Here is a 21,189-nt window from a genome sequence, read left to right as displayed (position 1 = left end):
AATAAAAAACGGGGAATCTGAAAGGACAAAACTTTCAATTCCCCATTTTTGTGTCAGAGATCCATATATTTTCGCAGGATTGCAAAAGGTGCAGGGCCGATATCAAGAATCTGTCTGTGAAAATCCAGATTGGTAAATGTATCCTGCCTGGATGATATGAAGTCTTTTTTCAGCTCCAGAAATTCCAGATATCCGATATAATATTTCAGATAATTTCCAGGATCACTGACGATCAGGTCATAGATTTCCTGGACAGTCGCTGCATCCGCAATGCCAAAACTTCCGAAAAATGCGTTTGTTTTACCAAGATCCCATCCTTCGTAGTGGATGCCAATATCTGCCAGTGCGTAAAGCCCCAAGGTGAGCGATTTGTTTTTCTGCATCAGTGTTGCTTCCTGTTTGGAAATCGGGGCATAGTAGTAGGAGATCATCTCTGTGTATGTGGCCCAGCCTTCAGTATATCCGCCGCAGCTAAAGAGAGAGCGGATGGGAGCAGGATTTGTGGAGACAAAATATGTAGTCTGATACAGATGTCCAGGATATCCTTCGTGTGCAAGTGTTGTGTAGAGCTCAAGACCTTCAATTGTCTGCCCGCGGTTGATGTAGATTGTGTTTTTGCTGCTGCTGTCAATGGCCGGGACCATGTAGAAGGCTGGGCTTAGATATTCTTCCATTGTTTTTGGCACGTATTTTACCTCGATATCAACAGAAGGCCCGTCTGGAAATGAGGAGGTGGATTTGGTTTTCAGGTCATTCAAAATATTCAGCGGTTCTGTATTAGCAAGGGGGGTGTAGGAGGACGAAGTATTTGTATTTTGAATGTCTGTATTGTTGTCAGTAAGCGCTGTTTTCATAGAGTTCAAGTCATCCACCATCTGTTTCTGAGTTAAAAATTTTAGTTCCTCCACAGAGCGGGAGGTACCTGTGTCGCGTTTTAGGACGTATTCATAATAAGATTTCCCGTCCGGATAGCCGCACACACCCTGTTTATTTACTCCGGTATTCTTCAAAGTTTCCAGAGTCTTGGAAAGGGAATCGTAGGATGGAAATACACAAGTTTTTACACATTGGCTGTTTTGTTCAATATAGTTTTCTTTTTCTTTTTGACTTAAGTCCTCCAGTTCATTTATTCTTTCTTCAAATGTAGAAAAAAGGTAATTCTCCTCACCCATGGAAACAAAAGAGAGGCATTCTTCAATGACTGCAGATGCTGTATCGGGGGACATAAAAAGACCCTGTTCGGATTTTGTTTTCTCAAAATCAGACAGTGACTGGTAATATTCCGGAAGTTTTGTCAAAAGTTTAAGATAGGTCTCTACGTCTTCTTTACTGTGAAACTGATATTCAGACAGCAGTACCGGAAGCTGTGATTGAAGTCCGGTCACAGGTCCTAAAGGTTCTTCATATAAGAGAAAGTCAGCACCGTCAAGTGCAGTATGAAAATAGGAGTTCAGGATATCGTATGTAATCTGGTTTTCTCTGGAAAGTCTGTCAGGCTCAACCGTTTCCAGAAAAGAAAGGTAATTCTCCAGGGCTGCCCGGTAGGCAGTGGAGTCTGTGGAAAAACTCCCAAATGTAACTGGTGCATTGGGGATGCCGAACTTTTCCGGATTTTCCAGTGTGTAGTGCAGATTTAGCGTAGAGGAGACTGTTTCCTGCTTAAACAGCTCGGATGTGAAATGTTCAAATTTTTTGTTTGAAGAAGGGAGAAAGCAGAATAAAATAGCAAACAGCAAAAAGATTCCAAGAAGAAAAACAGCCAAAGCAGGGATTTTCTTGCGTTGAAAGAAAGAATAAAAGGATGATTTTTTCATGGAAATCCTCCATATGAATACATTTTATAAACAATATGTAAAAAGACGGGAAAAAATGAAAGTCCTAAAAATGGATAATCCGTACAAAAATAGGGTGTAAAAAATATGAATTATTGGTAAGATGTATTTAGAAGTTATTATTGACACAATGAGGACCAGGATTCAACGACAAGGAGGAAAAAATGAAAAAGAAAAGAATTTGGAAGGAAATGGCAAGCGCTGTTCTCGCAGCATCCATGATTGTTACCATGTTCCCAAATATTCCAGTCAGTGCCAGAGATTCGGCGGAACCCCAAAATGTAAAGTCTCCATGGGAATCTGACTGGCAGGAAAATGATCCGGCGAGCATCACGGATAAGTACCAGATTTATCCGGTACCGCAGAAGATCACATATCCGCAGGGAGATACATTTACCATAGCAGATACAGTCAATGTGGTTGCCGGGGAAGGTGTTGATGCAGCGTCAAAGGATTATCTGGCAGAAGTTTTGAATGAATACGGAAGAGAGGAGACATATTCTGATGAAACAGGAGAAGGAAATGACATTATTCTCGGCATCAGGGGCAGCCAGGATGAAGCAGATCAATGGTTTGAAAACCAGAATCTTGATGGTTCACTGTTTGAAAACAATGATGCCTATGCGCTGTATGCAAAAGATGGAGATATTGTGATCCTGGGAGCTGACACAGACGGAGTATTTTACGGAGTGGCCACACTGAAGATGATGTTTTCTTCTTTTGCCGGTGAGAAATTTTTACCGGTGGAAATTCAGGACTATTCTTCTATTGATGCAAGAGGTTTTATCGAAGGATTTTACGGAGGCTGGAATCATGAGCAGAGAAAAAGTCTGATGAAGTTTACAAAGGATGTGAAGATGAATCTCTATGTGTATGCGTCCAAGACAGATCCGTACCACACAGGTAAGTGGAGTGAGCTTTATCCAAAGGATACGATCGATCAGTTCAAAGAATTGATCGAAATTCAAAATCAGACAAAATGTGAATTTTCGTGGTCCGTACATTTGACTGCCATGCTGAACGGCATCACGGAGCCAAATGCAGAATATGAGGCCAGAAAAGAAAAATTAAAAGCAAAATTTGACCAGCTTTATGACATCGGTGTGAGAAGATTTTGTATTTTAAATGACGACTTTGGAGCCGGTTCCAATGAAATGGTCGTCAAACTGGTCAATGATCTGAACAAAGAATATATTCAGCCAAAAGGATGCAAGCCGATTATCTATTGTCCGAAAGGGTACAACAATGCGTGGGCAAACAAGGCAGAGCTGGATGCCATGAAAGGCTTTGATGACGATGTTTTGATTTTTTGGACAGGGCTTGATGTGAATTCTCCATTTGAGCAAAGTGCCATTGATTTTGTGATCAACAATACAGGGCACAGCCCGGTGTTCTGGGTGAATTATCCTTGCAATGAGCATGCGAAATCGGGAATTTTTCTTGGCAGCAGTTCACATTACATTCGCGATAACATTACAGGACTCGCAGGTGCAGTTTCCAACCCGATTTTCTTTGCTGAGGCAGACAAGGTGGCATTATTCCAGCTTGCATCTTATTTCTGGAACGTGAACGATTATTCTTCCCACACAGAAGAAGTATGGGAGCAGTGTTTTAAATATCTGCAGCCGGAAGTTTATGATGCATATCTGACTATTGCAAGGAATGTGTCAAACTGCCCTGGTTCCGGAAGAGTGCCTCAGGGGTTTGAGGAATCATTGTACATAAAAGAAGAGCTGGAAAGTGTTGAGAAAAAGATTACGGATAATACCTTGACCGTAGATGATAAAGAGCTTGGGGCGCTTATTGCAGAGTTTGCACATATGCAGACAGCAGTTGCGGACTTTATGGAAAACTGCAATAACAGCGCACTTGTTCAGGAGCTTTCAAATCCTGGCAACACCAAAGGCGGTGAGGGATGGCTTGAGGCGCTTTCCAATGTGGCAAAGGCCGGGGAAGAGCTATTAAGAGCTGAGGTGGAGCTTTTAAAAGAGAACCCTGACACAGGAATCGTATGGGAAAAATTTGCATCTGCATCCGCGGAAATGAATCAATACAACAACCGGGTATACCAGTTTCCGGATGGGGCCAGCAGGCCGAATGTAAAATCCGGAAGTAAAAGACTTGTGCCTTTTGTGGAGGCATGTATGGAAGATGTCAAAGCAGCCATTGATGAAATTTTGGCAGAAGGAAATGAGGAAATCCCGGCAGACAGAATTTACACGAATATGGATGAATATGCACAGTACCCTCTTACCATTGAAGATAAAGAGTACGGAGTGCGGGGTATCGGAAAAGTAACTTTAGAGCCAGGACAATATATTGGTATGAAGAAAAAGGATATTGCAAAGATTTCTTCTTTCCTTTTGCAAGGAGAGGGCGTTGAAGGACTTACGCTGGAATATTCGTTAAGAGGAGATAAATGGACAAAAGCCAAGGCAGGAGAGCTTAGTGAATCTGTTCTGGCCAGGTATGTTCGCCTTAGAAATGATTCCGATAAAGATAAGGAAATCAGACTTCACAAGCTTGCAGTAGTGATTGAAAATCTGGAACAGAAAATGTCTCTTGAGAGCACTAACATGGGAGAACTTCAGGCAGGGACATGGGATATGATGTTTGACGGGGATGAGACGACCTATGCATGGACAAACCGTGCGCAGAAAACAGGAGATTACCTGACCATTGACCTTGGAAAAGTGAAGGAGATCAATGACGTCACATTTGTGACAGCAGACGGAAATCCGCGGATTTACAATGCAAAAGTATCCATCTCAAAAGACAATAAAGAGTTTACGGAAATCAGCACATTTGCGGACAATGGGGTGATCAGGCCTCCTTACAGAGACTACGCTTGTGACGCAGGGGGAAAAGAAGGAAGATATGTACGTCTGGAAGTCACAGCGCCGATTGGCTGGTATTTGAAGATTCATGAAATTTATGTAAACAAAGACGAACAAGAGACGGAGACTGCAAATGCAAATCCGATCACAACCAATACAAACGGGGATGTGAAAGCTGTCAATGACAAAGACTTATCCAGCGTATTCCAGGTGGCGGCTGCAAAAGACGGAGCCTACCTGGATTACCAGATTACAGACAATGTGAATGTAGAACAATTTACCATTATGCAGGGGAGTTCCTCTAACGCCAATGTCAGCATTGAAAAGGCAGATGGTACAGTAGAGAATCTTGGACAACTTACGAATGCGACACAGACCTTTGGCGGATGGGATGGAGATATCTATGCCATTCATCTGGATTTTGAGCAGGACAGTAACGTACAGATCAATGAGATCCTCGTAAAATACGGTGAAGATACATCCGGCGATGTAGGGGAGGCCGTGGAAAATATTTACCTTGACAGCAATGTGGAAGATTCAAAAGATACGGTCAACCTTGCTCTGAAACAGCCGGTAGAGGTGTCCGGAATTGAGACTCCAAACGTAAAACCAGAATCCGCAGTGGATGGAGATCTAAATACAAAATGGGACAGCGGATACTTGAAGGGAAATGGGGCAGTGAGCCCACAGTGGATCATCGTGGATCTTGGAGGATACACAAATCTGATCTCTCAGATCAACATGAAGTATTACAATAAGGTGTACCCGACCAATTATGAAATTCAAATTTCCAATGATAAGACAAAATGGATCACCCTGGATACGATTACTAAGGAAGACAATGGACCGACTTATCCGACAGATTCGGTAACTTTGGATGTGCCGGTACAGGCAAGATATGTACGTCTCCTTTTCCACAGCATCAATGCAAATGCGGCGGGAAATGCGATCGGTCTTCGGGAAGTGGAAGTAAACGGAGTAAGAAGACATGCGTCGATGGAGTATGTGTCTGTCGAAGAATTTGAAGATCAGAAAATTGATGTAAATGGAACCGTGGAAATGCCAAAGCTTGTGAAGGCATCCATTCAGGCAGAAAATGACGAAAGCGCGGCAGATGTACAGGTAATTCCTGTATGGGAACCGGAAAGTGTGGATACTTCTGTGGAAGGAAGGACAAGCGTGGTCAGCGAGCTGCCATATACATATAATCTGGTCAATACAAAAGGACTTCAGGCACAGTTTGATGTGATCGTCGGGGACGAACAGACAGAGCCTTCCGGCGTTTCCACAGCGGTGCTGGAATATGCCATTGAGCTTGCAAAAACTGCAGATACAGATAAAGTGGTGGATTCTGTGAGAAAAAGATTCGAGAAAGCTCTGAACCACGCAAAAGAAGTTCTCGATGCCGTAAAGGCAGGCGATACATCCGTTACACAGGCTGACATTGATGAAAGCTGGAAGGCACTTATCGAGGCAATGCAGTACCTGTCTTTTAAGCAAGGCGACAAGACAGACCTGAAAAAAGTGATTTTGTTTACAGAAAGCCTGAAACTGGAAGAATATCTGGAGAATGGAAAGCAAGAATTCACAAAGGCGCTCGCAGAGGCAAAAGCAGTACTTGAAGATCAAGATGCAATGCAGGATGAAGTGGACAGTGCGTGGAAGGAATTGCTTTTGGCAGCGTCAAAACTGCAGAAGATTCCGGACAAGAGTGCTTTGGAAGAATTGATATCCCTGGCAGAAACCTTCCGTGCGGTTGATTATGAAGAAAAAGACTTTGCAGCAATGCGAACAGCGCTTGCAGAGGCAAAAGAAGTGATCGCAGATGAAAATGCAACGCAGGAGATGGTAGATACATCCGTGGCAGAACTGGAAGGGGCAATTGCAAGGCTGACATCGGGTGAAAAGAAACAGCCGTCTGAAAACAGTGGTAGAACTGTGGTAAATGCAGATACATCTGCTGTAGTTCATACAGCTGATAAAGAAAATGCCGTTTTCAACAGCGGCAAAGATAAGATAAAATCTGCAAAAACAGGAGACAGCCAGGCAGCAGCGGCAATGGCAGGACTTATGGCGCTTGCAGCAGCGGCAGTTATTGCTGTAAAGAGAAAACAAAGATAAAACGCATTTGTATTCCGTTCTTTTTGTGTATAATAAGGGGAGAAAATATAAAAGAGAGGAGAAAAGAATGAAAAAGAAAGTATGGAAAATCATAGGCATGATCGTTCTGGTTTTTATACTTTTGGCTGCGGCTGTTCTGATTTATTTTACAGTGCGGGAATACAGACCAAAGCAGGAGGAAATACTTGAAGTGCCAAGGAACGGAAGAAAGATTGGTATTCATGAACCGCTGACTGTTTTAACATACAACATTGGTTATGCAGGTCTGAACAAGACAGAAGATTTCTTTATGGATGGAGGAACAAAGGTACAGCCAAAAGAAAAAGAAGAAGTGGAGGAAAACTTAAAAGGCATCACAGATATATTAAAAGAACATTCTGCAGACGTGTATTTTTTCCAGGAAGTGGATAAAGATTCTAAGCGCTCCTTTCACATAGATGAACAGGGGTATCTGGAGGAAACATTACAAATGCCATCTGTGATGGCGTACAATTTTAAATGTGACTTTGTACCCTATCCTCTTCCTCCAATTGGAAAAGTGCAAAGCGGTATCACGACCATGACGGATATAAAAGTGGACAGTGCAAAACGGATTTCTCTTCCGGAATCTTTTTCCTGGCCAGTGAAAACATGCAATTTAAAAAGATGTATGCTGGAGATGAGGATTCCTCTTGAAGGGACAGACAAGGAACTTGTGCTCATCAATTTTCATTTGGAGGCATATGACAGCGGAGAGGGTAAAATTGCCCAGAGTAAAATGCTGGCCGAGAAGTTAAAAACAGAATATGAGAAAGGCAATTATGTGATCGCTGGCGGAGATTTTAACCAGACGTTTGAGGGGATTGAAAAATATCCGGTGAAAAATAAAGAGGACTGGACTCCGGGAACCATTGGGATGAAAGACATCCCGGAACATTTTTCTTTTGCAGTGGATGATTCCTATCCAACATGCAGGCTTTTGAACCAGCCTTACACAGGGGATTATGAGACTTCCCAGGTTTATGTCCTGGATGGATTTATCGTGTCGGATAATCTGGAAGTGGAGCTTGTGGAAGTCGTAGATACCAACTTTGAGTATACGGATCATCAGCCGGTGAAATTGAAAGTGCGGTTTTTGTAGTTTTATTTTCCATCAGGAAAATGGATGGCCAAGAAAATCGTCCTATCTTGACATCCATCTACTGCTGTGTTACGATTTTAGACAAATTGTAGATTAAAAAATGCAGTGAAAAAGAGAGTACATGTTTTTTCGGTTTTACAGAGAAGTCTTGTGTGCTGAGAAGGGACGAGCTCGGAAAATGTGGAAGATGGCTTTGGAGCGGCGGGACTGAGAGAAAATGTCTTTAGGTTCTGATGGGAGCGCCCATTACAGCGTACAGGTCAAAGACCTTATGAGGCATCTGCTGTGAGGCAGATGTGAAGAGAAGTGGTAACACGGAACATTCCGTCTTCTATGAAATATAGAAGGCGGATTTTTTTTCACTGCCAGAATGAATAAAGGAGAGAGAACTTTGGAGAACAAAAAGAAATTTTATATGACAACAGCGATTGCCTACACATCAGGCAAACCGCATATTGGGAACACATATGAGATCGTGCTTGCGGATGCGATCGCAAGATACAAAAGAAGTCAGGGATATGACGTGTTCTTTCAGACAGGAACGGACGAGCATGGACAAAAGATCGAGCTCAAGGCAGAAGAGGCAGGGGTAACACCAAAACAATTTGTGGATGATGTGGCAGGAACCATCAAAAATATCTGGGATTTGATGAATACTTCCTATGATAAATTTATCCGCACCACGGATGAGTACCATGAAAAAGAAGTACAGAAGATTTTCAAAAAACTGTACGAAAAAGGTGATATTTACAAGGGATATTATGAAGGAATGTACTGTACTCCTTGTGAATCTTTCTTCACAGAGTCCCAGCTTGTGGATGGAAAATGTCCGGACTGCGGCCGTGAGGTGCAGCCTGCAAAAGAGGAGGCATATTTCTTCAAGATGAGTAAATATGCGGACAGACTGATCGAACACATCAACACACATCCGGAATTTATTCAGCCGGTGTCCAGAAAAAATGAGATGATGAACAATTTCCTCCTCCCGGGGCTTCAAGATCTGTGTGTGTCCAGAACTTCTTTTAAATGGGGAATCCCGGTAGATTTTGATCCAAAACATGTCGTTTATGTATGGCTCGATGCGCTCACAAACTATATCACAGGAATCGGATACCACTGTGACGGGGAAAGCGAAGAGCTGTTCAACAAAAACTGGCCTGCGGATCTGCACCTGATCGGAAAGGACATTATTCGTTTCCATACAATTTACTGGCCGATCTTCCTTATGGCTTTGGACCTGCCTTTGCCAAAACAGATTTTCGGACATCCGTGGCTTTTGCAGGGCGATGGAAAAATGAGCAAATCAAAGGGAAATGTTCTCTATGCGGATGAGCTGGTAGACTTTTTCGGAGTGGACGCGGTTCGCTATTTTGTTCTCCACGAAATGCCATTTGAAAATGACGGTGTGATCTCCTGGGAGCTTATGGTGGAGCGCATGAATTCTGATCTTGCCAACACACTTGGAAACCTTGTGAACCGTACCGTGTCAATGACAAACAAATACTTTGGCGGAGTGGTCACAGACAAACATGTGGCTGAGGAAGTAGACGAAGATTTAAAGGCTGTGACAGAAAAGACACCAAAATTGGTAGAAGAAAAGATGGATGAGCTGCGCGTGGCAGATGCGATCACAGAAATCTTTAATTTATTTAAACGCTGCAACAAATACATTGATGAGACAACACCATGGGTGCTTGCAAAAGATGAGGAAAAGAAAGACAGACTGGAAACAGTTTTGTACAATCTGATCATGAGTATTCAAGAGGGAGCAAAACTCCTCTCCTCCTTTATGCCAGAGACATCCGAAAAGATTCTCTCACAGCTGGGGGATGGACATGTGACAGAAAAACCGGAAATCCTGTTTGCAAGACTGGACTTAAATGAAGTGATGGAAAAGGTGGAAAAACTTCATCCGGCTGTGCAGGAGGAAGAAAAAGAGGAGAATGAAAATGTGATCGATCTTGAGGCAAAACCGGAGATCACTTACGATGATTTTGCAAAACTGCAGTTTCAGGTAGGAGAGATCATTGCCTGCGAGGAGGTAAAGAAGTCAAAAAAACTTCTCTGCTCACAAGTAAAGATCGGAAGCCAGGTAAGACAGATTTTGTCCGGCATCAAGGCAAATTACAGCGCCAAGGACATGGTAGGAAAAAAAGTAATGGTAGTGACAAACTTAAAACCTGCGAAGCTTGCGGGAATGATGTCCGAAGGAATGATCCTTTGTGCAGAAGATGAAAGCGGAAACTTAAGTCTTATGGTCCCGGAAAAAGATATGCCGGCAGGAGCAAAGATCTGCTAAATTTGAGAAACTATAGTTTTTATATCAGGAGGAAATGACGTGATTTTTGACAGTCATGCACATTATGATGACGAGCAGTTTGACGCGGACAGAGAACAGCTGCTCTCGCATATGAAAAAAGAGGGAGTTGGAACGATCATCAATGTTGGGGCCAGTTTAGAAGGCTGTAAGCGGAGTGTGGAGTTGACAGAACAATACCCGTTTATTTTTGCTGCTGTTGGGGTGCATCCGGATGAGACCGGAGAATTAAACGAAGAAACTTTTGCCTGGGTAGAACAGCTTTTGGACAACGGGAAAGTTGTGGCAGTAGGAGAGATAGGTCTGGATTACCATTGGGACATTCAGCCAAGGGAAGTGCAGAAGAAGTGGTTTATCCGGCAGCTTGAATTGGCCAGAAAGCACAATTTGCCTGTGTGCATTCACAGCAGGGACGCTGCGGATGATACGCTCCACGTCATGAAAGAGCACGCACAAGGGCTTAGCGGTGTTATCCACTGTTTCTCCTACTCTCCGGAGTTTGCCAGGGAATATGTAAAAATGGGATTTTATATTGGCGTGGGCGGTGTTGTGACATTTAAAAATGGAAAAAAATTAAAACAGGTAGTCAAAGAGACTCCTCTTGAGAGACTCCTTCTTGAGACAGACTGCCCGTATCTTGCTCCGGAGCCGTACAGGGGAAAACGCAACTGTTCCATTTATCTTCACCAGGTGGCACAAGAAATTGCAAGGCTAAAAGACGTGGATGTTCGGACAGTCGTGGACGTCACTAGAGAGAATGCCAGAAAGTTATTTGGAATCAATGCAAAGGAAAACTTAAAGGAGAAGATATGATGAAAGAGCCGACATTGGGCAATCCAAAGAATACGATAGAGATTTTACAAAAGTATCAGTTTTCTTTCCAGAAAAAGTACGGACAAAACTTTCTGATCGATACACATGTGCTGGAAAAAATCATCTCTTCCGCCCAGATCACAGAGGAAGATGTGGTTTTGGAAATCGGTCCCGGAATCGGGACAATGACACAATACCTGGCATGTGCAGCAAAAAAGGTCATTGCTGTGGAGATTGACAGGTCACTGATCCCGATTTTAGAAGATACACTTGGAGAATACAAAAATGTAAGGATCATCAATGAAGATGTGCTGAAACTGGATCTTGCAAAACTGGCGCTGGAAGAGAATGAAGGGCGTCCGATCAAAGTCGTGGCCAACCTTCCGTATTACATCACAACTCCGATCATCATGGGACTTTTTGAAAAACATGTTCCTCTGGAGAGCATAACTGTGATGATCCAGAAAGAGGTGGCTGACAGAATGCAGGTTGGGCCAGGGACAAAAGATTATGGGGCACTTTCTCTGGCTGTACAGTATTATGCCATTCCGTATATTGTGGCAAATGTTCCGCCAAACTGTTTTATGCCAAGACCGGCAGTGAGCTCTGCGGTCATAAGGCTTACAAAACGCAAAGAACCTGCAGTGTTGGTGGAGGATGAATCTTTGATGTTCCGCCTGATCCGGGCATCATTTAATCAGAGAAGAAAAACGCTGGTCAATGGATTGAAAAATAGTGCGGAATTGGATTTTTCAAAAGAAGAAATACAAAATGCAGTGGAAACACTGGGAAAAGGTGTCAATGTGAGGGGTGAGATGCTGTCATTGGAAGAATTTGCAACGCTTGCCAATTATTTAAAAAGACATAAAGAATAGATGAAAAGGAACCTTATTTAGATAAAATGTCGAAAATACGGGTTCCTTTTTTATAAATATTTAATAAAACGTAACAAATGTTTAGAGAGTGATAATTGTAAAACACACAAATTTTTAGTATAATACTTTCATTGGAGATAATTTAGAAAAAGAGACTCTGACCAGAATGTCAGGGAGAGAGGAGGCACATTATGGCAGAAAATGTAACGATGAACCTATTGGAAAACACTCCGAAGATACAGGAGTTTGCCGCCTTATGTGAAAAAAATAATGCCATTGAGCGTGAGCTGTACACAAAATATGAGGTAAAAAGAGGTTTAAGGGATTTAAACGGAAAAGGTGTTCTTGCAGGACTGACCAATATTTCTGATGTCTGTGCAAAGAAGATTGTGAACGGCGAAGAAGTGCCATGTGAAGGAAATCTCTATTACAGAGGTTATAATATCAAAGATCTGGTGAGAGGATTTCTTGAGGCAAACCATTTTGGGTTTGAAGAGATTGCATATCTGATTCTATTCGGAGATCTTCCAAATGAGAAACAGCTGGCAGAGTTCCACGATACACTCGTTGAGAGGAGAATGCTGCCGCCTAACTTTGTAAGGGATGTGATCATGAAGGCACCGAGCAGTGATATGATGAACAGTTTATCCCGCTCTATGCTCAGCATGTATTCCTATGACAGAAATCCGGATGATACCAGTATCCCGAATGTTCTTAGACAATGTCTGAATTTGATCAGTCAATTCCCAATGATGATGGTTTACGGTTATCATGCCTACAATTATCACGGAGGAGATGATCTGTACATCTATAGGCCATATCCTGAGCTGTCCACAGCTGAAAATATCCTGATGATGTTAAGGGAAGACAGACAGTATAGTGAATTGGAAGCAAAAATTCTTGATATGGCACTGGTTCTGCATATGGACCACGGCGGAGGAAATAACTCTACCTTTACTACTCATGTCGTGACCTCTTCCGGAACGGATACATATTCTACTATGGTGGCTGCGATGGCGTCCTTAAAAGGTCCAAAACACGGGGGAGCCAACATTAAGGTGACAGGTATGTTTGAAGATATGGAAAAACAGGTCAAAGACTGGGAAGATAAAGATGAAGTGAGAAGGTATCTGGAAGATCTTCTTGATAAAAAAGCATTTGACAAGAAGGGGCTGATCTATGGAATGGGACATGCGGTTTATTCCATTTCTGATCCTAGAGCAGATATTTTTAAAGCATTTGTAAAACAGCTTGCCCAGGAAAAAGGAAGAGAAAAAGAGTATGCACTCTACGAGATGGTAGAGCAGCTTGCGCCTGAAGTCATTGCAGAGAGAAGAAGGATGTACAAAGGTGTCAATGCCAACGTGGACTTCTACAGCGGACTTGTATACAGCATGCTTGGAATTCCAAAGCAGCTTTATACTCCGATATTTGCAGCCGCACGTATAGTTGGATGGAGTGCCCACAGGCTGGAAGAACTTATCAATGTGGATAAGATCATCCGTCCGGCGTATAAACCGCTGGCTGAGCACAGAGAATATGTAAAGATGGAAGAAAGATAAAAAAGAAAAAAGGTGGTGTGAAATTCAGTTTCCGCCATCTTTTTACTATATTTAAAATGATGGACAGGAGAAATGAAAAAATGAAAAAGAATGAATTTTATTTCAAATCGGGCGATGGAAGAACCGACATTCATGCAATAGAGTGGATTCCAGAGGAAGAACCTAAGGCTGTCCTTCAAATTTGTCATGGCATGGTAGAGTACATTGACCGGTATGATGAATTTGCAAGATTTCTGGTCCAAAAAGGATATTATGTGGTTGGGCATGACCATTTGGGGCACGGAGCATCTGTGAGGGGAGAGGAGGAATATGGATTTTTTCACGAGACAAAAGGCAATGAAGTTTTGCAGAGAGATATCCACACATTGAGAGTCTGTACAAAAAAGAAATATCCGACTGTTCCTTATATTTTGATGGGGCACAGCATGGGGTCCTTTCTGGTGCGCCAGTATATCCAGACAAAAGGGGAAGGACTTGCAGGGGTTATCCTTATGGGCAGCGGACATCAGCCTGCCATTGTTTTGCGCGCCGGTATGGCTCTGTGCAGGGTCTTTTCAAAAGTCAAAGGGGACCACTACAGAAGTGTATGGGTAGACAGGCTTGCTTTTGGAGGGTTTAACCGAAAGTTTGCACCTGCAAGGACCAAAATGGACTGGCTGTCAAAAGATAACAGCAGGGTAGACGCATATTTGGCACATCCCTGGTGTAATTTTACATTCACAGTCAATGCGTACTATCATATGTTTTCCGGGATGTTAGAACTTACCAAAACAAAGCGAAATGATCTTATACCAAAAGACCTGCCAATCTTCCTTGTGTCTGGAAAAGACGATCCGGTAGGAGGATTTGGGAAGGGAGTGATAAAAGTGTACAAAGAGTATAAAAGAATAGGACTGAAACAAGTGCGAATGCATTTGTATGAAAAAGACAGACATGAACTTTTAAATGAGACGGACAGGGGGCGGGTCATGTGGGATATTTACGAATGGCTAAAGCTGCAGATGCTCCACAGTTAAGGTTCTGCGGTAGTCGTTTGGACAACTTCCGATCGTACTTTTAAACAGTTTTGAAAAGTGCTGGGAATCGTTCATGCCCACAAGAGCAGCAATCTCTGTTAGAGTGAGGGATGGATCAGCCATAAGTTTAATTGCCTGGTTCATGCGGAATACATTGGTGTAGGCGAGCAGAGTCATATTCATATGTTTCAAAAACAGTTTGCTAAGATATCGGCAGGTAATATGAAGCTTTTCCGCGATGTCCTCGATCTTGATTTTTTTGCGTAGTTTTGTTCAATATAGTGCAGGGCAAAAAGCACATACATATTCTGCGTGGAATATTTCTGTGTGTAGGAAGAAAAATCTTTATCTGAAAGAGAAACTACATGCAGAAGCAGATCGAGCAATTGAAGGTTCATGTGCGGCACAGAAAAGATGCTTGGACGTTCCATCTCAAAGATAATAGAAAAAACAGCATCCTTTATGAAAGCATCTGCAGGAAAATGACAGAAAGACTGATAGCAAAAAGTGAGGGCAGTCAGCAAGTCCAGACTGCAGCCCAAAATTTCCTCCATATCGATCTCTCCAAGAACATACGGAGAGAAATGGATGTGCTCAAAAGCACAGGCAGCGTCCGGGGGCAGATAAAAGGAGTGTACGATATTGGGAAGAACAAGGATAAAGTCATTGGTTTCACAAAATATTTTCTGATTTCCAATATCCATATAGCAGCATCCTTCCAAAATACGGTAGATTTCCATGTTTGGATGCATATGTTTGGCGAAAAAATAGTCATTGTCCCGATATTGAATATTGGCAATCTGTACGATCTCAGAAGTTAAGAACTCGGTTAAGAGTTCTTTTTTTGATGTGCTGGAAATTTTCATGGTAAAATACTCCTCTATAAATAAGTTCTGTTTTTTACAAAAACCGATAAAAACAGGACGGTTTTTGACAAGCCAGGGATATATACATATTGTATAATAAAAGAAAGGTTTAGACAACAAAGTAATGAAAAACAACCAAAAATATGTATTTTTCCGGACAAAATACAAAGATTAAAATGAAATGGAGGAATCTGTATGAAAAGAAAAAAACTGCAAAAAATGGCAGGACTCATTTTGTCAGGATGCATTTTATGTACATCTGTCTGCCAGGGAACGGTCATGGCTCTTGGAACAGAAGGGGTAGATGAACCCTATAATCCTTTTCAGGAACCGGACAATACTTATGATGTTGCAGGAATGAAGGCGAGTGTAGGTACAAAGCAGAGCGGAAATTATGGTGGAGACAGGGTGCTTGACAAGAAACCGGATACTTTATGGGAAGGTCAGTGGGACAAGGTTGAGATGAAAGATGCATGGATCACACTGGACCTTGGAGAAGCAAGAACCGTGTCCGGACTTGCACAACTGCCAAGAGGAAATAAATTCCTGGGTGGAGACTTAAACGGTGTTATTACGACATACGAAGTTTATGTAAGTACAGACGGTGGCAAAACTTATGAAAAAAAGACGGAAGGAGTTTGGAACGAGCGAAAGGAATGGAAGTATGCAATTTTTGAACCAGTGGAAAATGTTACACATATAAAGCTTCAGGCAGTCGAAGTGTCCCAGGAACCAAAAAATCCAAAAAATGTCACGATTGCAGAGTTGAGAGTATTGGATGGAAATATAGAAAACGGACGGACAGATGAATTAAAAACAGTTTTAGAGGAAGCAAAGAAACTTAACAAAGATGATTATACACAAGAAAGTTTTGATAGTCTTATAAAAGTCATTGCTGAAGCAGAAGAATTGCTGCAAAGAGAATATTATCTTCAGGATGAAATTGATATTGCAAAAGAGCGGATAGAGGATGCTATCGCTGATCTTCAGGATATCGGAGATATGAAAAAGGTGGTAGTAAAGCTAGGTGAAGCAAAGGCAATTACAAATGAGGATAATCATTATTATGCAAATACATATTATGCGCTCTCTCAAATCATAAAAGATGTGGAATATAAAGTCCAGAAGGGGATGACCGGAGAAGAAATCGAAGAAAATGTGGCAGCGCTTCAGAAAGGGATCGATGGTCTGATTGTGAGAAATCCTGCAGAACAGCACGCATTTGATACTACAGCGGCTATGGACTCCATAAAGCGACTTGTAGGAGAGAAAAATCAGGATAAGCTTTCCCAAATTGAACTTCGCGCGATCGATAAGAAATCCTGCGACTATGACTATTATGAGTATTATGAACAGGACGGGAAACTTGTCATTGCTGCTACAACGAATGCTTCTATCCTGACAGGATTCAATCACTGGCTGAAATATGTGGCAAACTGTAATATCAGCTGGAAGGAAGACCAGGTAAATCTCCCTGATAATCTGCCGATGCCAAAGGAGCCGGTGTATCAGTCTACAAATGCCCAAAGACGTTTTGCTGGCAATGACATGACGGAGCAGTATGATGGAAACTTCTGGAGCTTTGAAGACTGGGAGAGAGAAATTGATCTTCTTGCATTAAATGGATTCAATGAGGTACTTGTGTATGTTGGTCAGGAAAATGTATTTTACAAGACATTTGAAGAGCTTGGAGTGTCTGACATGTTGGAAGAGATGCCAAGAGTCAGTTTTGTACCAAGTTTGTTTTTAGGAGGTTCCTGGAGATTTAAGGCAGACGATAAGATCAACTCGCCGAATATCATGACCTCCATGACACCGGACATCATGCAGACACGGCTTGAAATCGGACAGAAAGTTTGCCAAAGACTTAGAGAGCTTGGAATGGAACCGATCATGCCAGGTTGTTCAGGATATCTTGCCTATGCGGCAGATGAAATAGAAGGACTTCCAAAAGAAGATGTTGTGTCTCAGGGAGCCTGGGCATCGATGCCAAGGCCAGGATGGCTGAAGTCAACCAGCGAGTTTTATCCGAAACTTGCATCCACATACTACCGTATCCAGGAGGAGTTGTTTGGAGAATGCAAAAACTGGAAGATCGATCTGTTCAATGAAGGCGGAACCATGGGAGGCGTGAAAGGAGAAGACGTAGGAAGGTGTGTACAGGCAGAAATGCTGAAAGTGCATCCGGATGCCACATGGCACATTATGCATTGGACCGGACCGAATACAGACATTTTAAAAGGAACAGATACAAGCAAGGTATTTATCCATGATATCAAAACCACAAGTGAGTTTGACCGTGAAGAAAGATGGAATGGGGCAGAGTATGGATTCAGCCATCTGAATTCTATGGGGTCCAGAACTACGATGGGTTCTAGAGTCAAAGATTTATCCCAGGAGTATTGGGAGAGAAAAGCAAAACCTGGTTCAAAAATGGATGGAGTAGGAGTTGCCCCGGAAGGCGGACATCATGAGCCAATTGTATTGGAATCTTTAGGAGAATTGGCATGGCAGGACGGGCCGATAGACGGGGAAGAATGGTTTTTGAATTATGCGGACAGAAGGTACGGACTTGTGAATGGAAAACCGGATGAACATGCAAGAAAAGCATGGGAAATTTTGGGAGATACCGTTTACAATAAAACAGGCAATAATCCTACAGGAGATATTCTGTTTGCAATGTCACCGTCCCATACAGGTACGATGGCAAGCCCGACAGGACCTGGAAGTTTAGGATTCGATGCAGTAAAAATGAGGGAGGCGTTGGAAGAGCTTTTACAGGTGTCACCTGCCCTCAGGAATACAGACACATATCAATATGATTTAATTTTGGTCACAACCCAGGTGTTTACAGCATACACAAGAGAGGCCCTGCCAAAGATAAAAGAAGCTTTTGAGGAAGGTAATGTGGACCTGTATGAAAAACTTACAGGACAATGGCTGGATGCCATCCTCATTCTGGATGAGATCACTGGTACCAATAAAAACTTCATGCTTGGCCCTTGGATAGAACAGGCAAAGAATATTGCCACAAGCGAAGAGGGCAAAAGGCTGATGGAGATGGATGCAAAACAGATCAATACGACATGGGGTCCAAGAGTCAGCGGTGCTAAAGGCATGTTCTTAAATTATGCAAATAAGACATGGAATGGATATTTAAAAGATGTATATTACAGGCAGTGGGAAATGTTCTTTGCAAATAACCTTGCGGACTTAAAAGGCGAGGCCCAGCCATATCCGGAAGTGAAAACGTCAAACGGGGAAGTGAATTTTGACAAATGGTATGATGCCCTCTGGATCGACTTTGGAAAAGGAAAGGGAGAATTTGAAGGAAAACAATATGCAACAGAACCGACGGGAGACACTTATGAACTGGTAAAGGAAGGACTTGGAGTTTTAGGATATGAACAACCGGAGAAGATACAAAATCTGGAGGCAGAACAGACAGAAGGAAGTTCTGATATCACGTTAAGCTGGGAAGAGCCAAAAGGCGGACTTATCACTTATTATGAGATCTATCAGAATGGTGAGAAGATAGGGCAAACGGAAGATACATTCTATACAATAAGCGGATTAGAAGAGGAAACAGAATATACATTTTCCGTAAAAGCAGTCAACAGTGCAGGATACGAAAGTGATCCGGCAGAAATCAAGGCCACGACGGGAAAAGACATGCAGGCTCCGAAAATCCTGTCAGCTCAATTTTCAGGAGAAGGATCTGTAAAGGTGGTCTTTGACGAGGCTGTGTCAAAGGAGACTGCTCAAAATGCAGATAATTATCTTTGGAATTATGGACTTCATACAACAAAAGCGATGTTAGGAGAAGACAGCAGAACTGTGGAGCTTACTGTGGAAGGAGAAAAGGAAGGACAGGAAATTTTTGCATATGAACTAACTGTAAATCATGTCAAAGACAAAGCAAAATCCGAAAACACATGCCATAATATTGTTCTTTGTGTAAGAGATAAAGGGAATATTATGATGTACCAGTCTCTGGACAGTGCACAGGCAGGGGAGACAGAAGATATTCTTGGCGGTATAAAAGGAAAACTTGTAGGAACGCCTCAGGAGACAGAAGGAATTCGCGGGAAAGCCCTCCATTTTGGAGCTGCGGACGAGTATGTGGACTTTGGAAGACAAGAAAGTGTACTTCAAAATCAATTTTCTGTAAGTTTGTGGGTTAATTTGGACAAGATCACCCCTGGCACGAGTCAGACTCTTTTGACGCATGGCCACTCCGGAAATGTAAACGGAGGTGTATGGTGGCTGTATACGAACAATGGTACGTTGAATTTCCAATTGTACAAGACGAACCATAAGGTCACTGTAAGTACAAAAGATGCAGTGCTGGATGCAGGAAAGTGGCACCATGTTGCATTGACAAGAGATGAAAGAAAAGTCAAATTATTTGTGGACGGAAAAAATGTAGCATCAGGAACAATCGCCTCCAATATTGATCCGGATACGACGGAAATTGGATACACATTGAAAGCAGGAGCAGAGTACAAGACAGGGCAAAACAAGTACGATTCCTTGATGGGATTAAATGGTTCTTTGGATGAAATTGTTATCTATAACTGCGCATTGACAGAAGAGCAAATAAAAAATGACATGGACAATGGTGTTTTGGTACAATCCGAGTTAAAATTAGAACAGAATGGCAATCTTCTTAACTGGAATGAGATAAAAGATGAAAATATCGAATTATATAGGGTAGTCTTCTATGATGAGAACATGCAGGAGAGGGAAATTCTGACCGCAGAAGATGGCCTGTACTTGGAATTGCCGGCACAGAACGCTCCTGGTTATGTAAAGGTGGATGCAGTTGATCAGGAAGGCACAATAAGATACGAGAGCAATTACCTTTATGTAGAAAAAGACAGCGATGAACAATCAAACATTTCCACAGCAGTACTGGAATATGCACTTGGTCTTGCAAACAAAGCAGATACAGGAGGAGTGATCAAATCTGTAGTGGAAAGATTCGAGGCTTTGAAGTCTCAGGCAGAGGATATCCTTACAAGGGCTGCTAAAGGTGATAACACTCTGACACAGGAGATGGTTGACCAGACATGGAAAGACTTGATAAGCGTGATGCAATATCTCTCCTTCAAACAAGGGGATAAAGAAGACCTTGTAAAAGTCATTGAGTTGGCAGACAGCTTGGATTTAAGCAAGTATCTGGAAGAAGGACAGGATGCATTTAACGAAGCCCTGAGCGTGGCAGAGGCAGTCAACGCAGACGGGGATGCAATGCAGGAAGAAGTAGACAGTGCATGGAAAGCTCTCTTAAAAGCAATGAGTGATTTAAGACTGAAACCAAGCAAAGCCGCACTTGAGGCGCTGATTGCGTCAGCAGAGACAGTAAGCCTTGCAGACGCAAAAGAGGCAGATGCAGCAATGTTCCGCACAGCGCTTGCAGATGCAAAGGCCGTATATGTAAATGAACAAGCGACAGAGGAAGAAGTAAAGACAGCAGTGGATACTCTTGCGGCAGCAATGGACAAAGTAGCATCCGCAGCAGGAGATGAGGAAGACAAGACGGCAGATGAAACTACGTCCAATGTGACAGCAAATGCATCGGGAACAGAGAGTAAAGATACGGCAGCAGAAGATACATCAAAAGTTGAGAGCAAAAAGGCATCATCAGAGAAATCTGCGAAGACCGGAGATACAACAAACGCAGCAGGAGCAATGGCGGCAATGCTTGCAGTTTTGGCAGGGGCAGCAGTAGTTTTCAAAAGAAAGAAAATGTAAATAGGAATTGAAATTGGCGGGGCTGCCTTTGGCAGCTCCGTTATTTTTCGTTGTGCTGTATTTTTAGGAAAGG

General features: G+C 42.5%; 11 protein-coding genes and 1 other annotated feature. Of the genes, 8 read left to right on the top strand and 3 right to left on the bottom strand.

All coding sequences use genetic code 11. The annotated features are described in order from the left end of the window. Positions 1-53 precede the first annotated feature (53 nt). The gene (locus B5F18_RS09030; protein ID WP_087157347.1) at positions 54-1,814 is read right to left on the bottom strand and encodes a DUF885 domain-containing protein; all 1,761 of its coding nucleotides are present in this window, start codon (positions 1,812-1,814) and stop codon (positions 54-56) included. Between the two features lie 182 nt (positions 1,815-1,996). Between B5F18_RS09030 and B5F18_RS09025 the strand changes: the two genes are divergently transcribed. The 7 genes from B5F18_RS09025 (at position 1,997) to B5F18_RS08995 (ending at position 14,493) form a co-directional block, all read left to right on the top strand. Further along, positions 1,997-6,790, top strand: a complete 4,794-nt coding sequence (locus B5F18_RS09025; RefSeq protein WP_087157346.1) for a beta-N-acetylglucosaminidase domain-containing protein — start codon at positions 1,997-1,999, stop codon at positions 6,788-6,790. Positions 6,791-6,857: 67 nt separating this feature from the next. Continuing rightward, positions 6,858-7,910 (top strand): endonuclease/exonuclease/phosphatase family protein, encoded by a 1,053-nt coding sequence (locus B5F18_RS09020; protein ID WP_087157345.1) that lies wholly within the window; start codon positions 6,858-6,860, stop codon positions 7,908-7,910. Positions 7,911-8,006: 96 nt separating this feature from the next. Beyond that, positions 8,007-8,245 (top strand) — a binding site (T-box leader). 56 nt (positions 8,246-8,301) lie between these two features. Next, positions 8,302-10,209, top strand: coding sequence for a methionine--tRNA ligase (gene metG / locus B5F18_RS09015; protein ID WP_330394147.1), 1,908 nt, complete (start codon positions 8,302-8,304; stop codon positions 10,207-10,209). A 39-nt stretch (positions 10,210-10,248) separates the two neighbouring features. Further along, the gene (locus B5F18_RS09010) at positions 10,249-11,040 is read left to right on the top strand and encodes a TatD family hydrolase (RefSeq protein ID WP_087157343.1); all 792 of its coding nucleotides are present in this window, start codon (positions 10,249-10,251) and stop codon (positions 11,038-11,040) included. Continuing rightward, positions 11,040-11,915 (top strand): 16S rRNA (adenine(1518)-N(6)/adenine(1519)-N(6))-dimethyltransferase RsmA, encoded by an 876-nt coding sequence (rsmA, locus tag B5F18_RS09005; RefSeq protein WP_087157342.1) that lies wholly within the window; start codon positions 11,040-11,042, stop codon positions 11,913-11,915. The genes B5F18_RS09010 and rsmA overlap by 1 nt, the downstream gene beginning before the upstream one ends. Before the next feature lie 191 nt (positions 11,916-12,106). Next, positions 12,107-13,477, top strand: coding sequence for a citrate/2-methylcitrate synthase (locus B5F18_RS09000; RefSeq protein ID WP_087157341.1), 1,371 nt, complete (start codon positions 12,107-12,109; stop codon positions 13,475-13,477). 80 nt (positions 13,478-13,557) lie between these two features. Beyond that, positions 13,558-14,493 carry an alpha/beta fold hydrolase gene (locus tag B5F18_RS08995; protein ID WP_087157340.1) on the top strand — a complete coding sequence of 312 codons (936 nt, stop codon included), beginning with the start codon at positions 13,558-13,560 and terminating at the stop codon, positions 14,491-14,493. Here the strand turns inward: B5F18_RS08995 and B5F18_RS08990 are convergent. Further along, positions 14,467-14,676 (bottom strand): helix-turn-helix domain-containing protein, encoded by a 210-nt coding sequence (locus B5F18_RS08990; RefSeq protein ID WP_242955834.1) that lies wholly within the window; start codon positions 14,674-14,676, stop codon positions 14,467-14,469. The two genes, B5F18_RS08995 and B5F18_RS08990, sit on opposite strands and share 27 nt — an antisense overlap. A 5-nt stretch (positions 14,677-14,681) precedes the next feature. Then, positions 14,682-15,359, bottom strand: coding sequence for an AraC family ligand binding domain-containing protein (locus B5F18_RS08985; protein ID WP_087157338.1), 678 nt, complete (start codon positions 15,357-15,359; stop codon positions 14,682-14,684). 195 nt (positions 15,360-15,554) lie between these two features. Here B5F18_RS08985 and B5F18_RS08980 point away from each other — a divergent pair, with 195 nt between their 5' ends. Beyond that, on the top strand, positions 15,555-21,116 hold the full coding sequence (locus B5F18_RS08980) for an alpha-N-acetylglucosaminidase TIM-barrel domain-containing protein (RefSeq protein WP_087157337.1): 5,562 nt from the start codon (positions 15,555-15,557) through the stop codon (positions 21,114-21,116). The last annotated feature ends 73 nt before the right edge of the window (positions 21,117-21,189 follow it).

The organism is Lachnoclostridium sp. An181 (assembly GCF_002160325.1).
Classification (GTDB): Bacteria; Bacillota; Clostridia; order Lachnospirales; family Lachnospiraceae; genus An181.
This window is presented reverse-complemented; position numbering and strand designations above follow the sequence as displayed.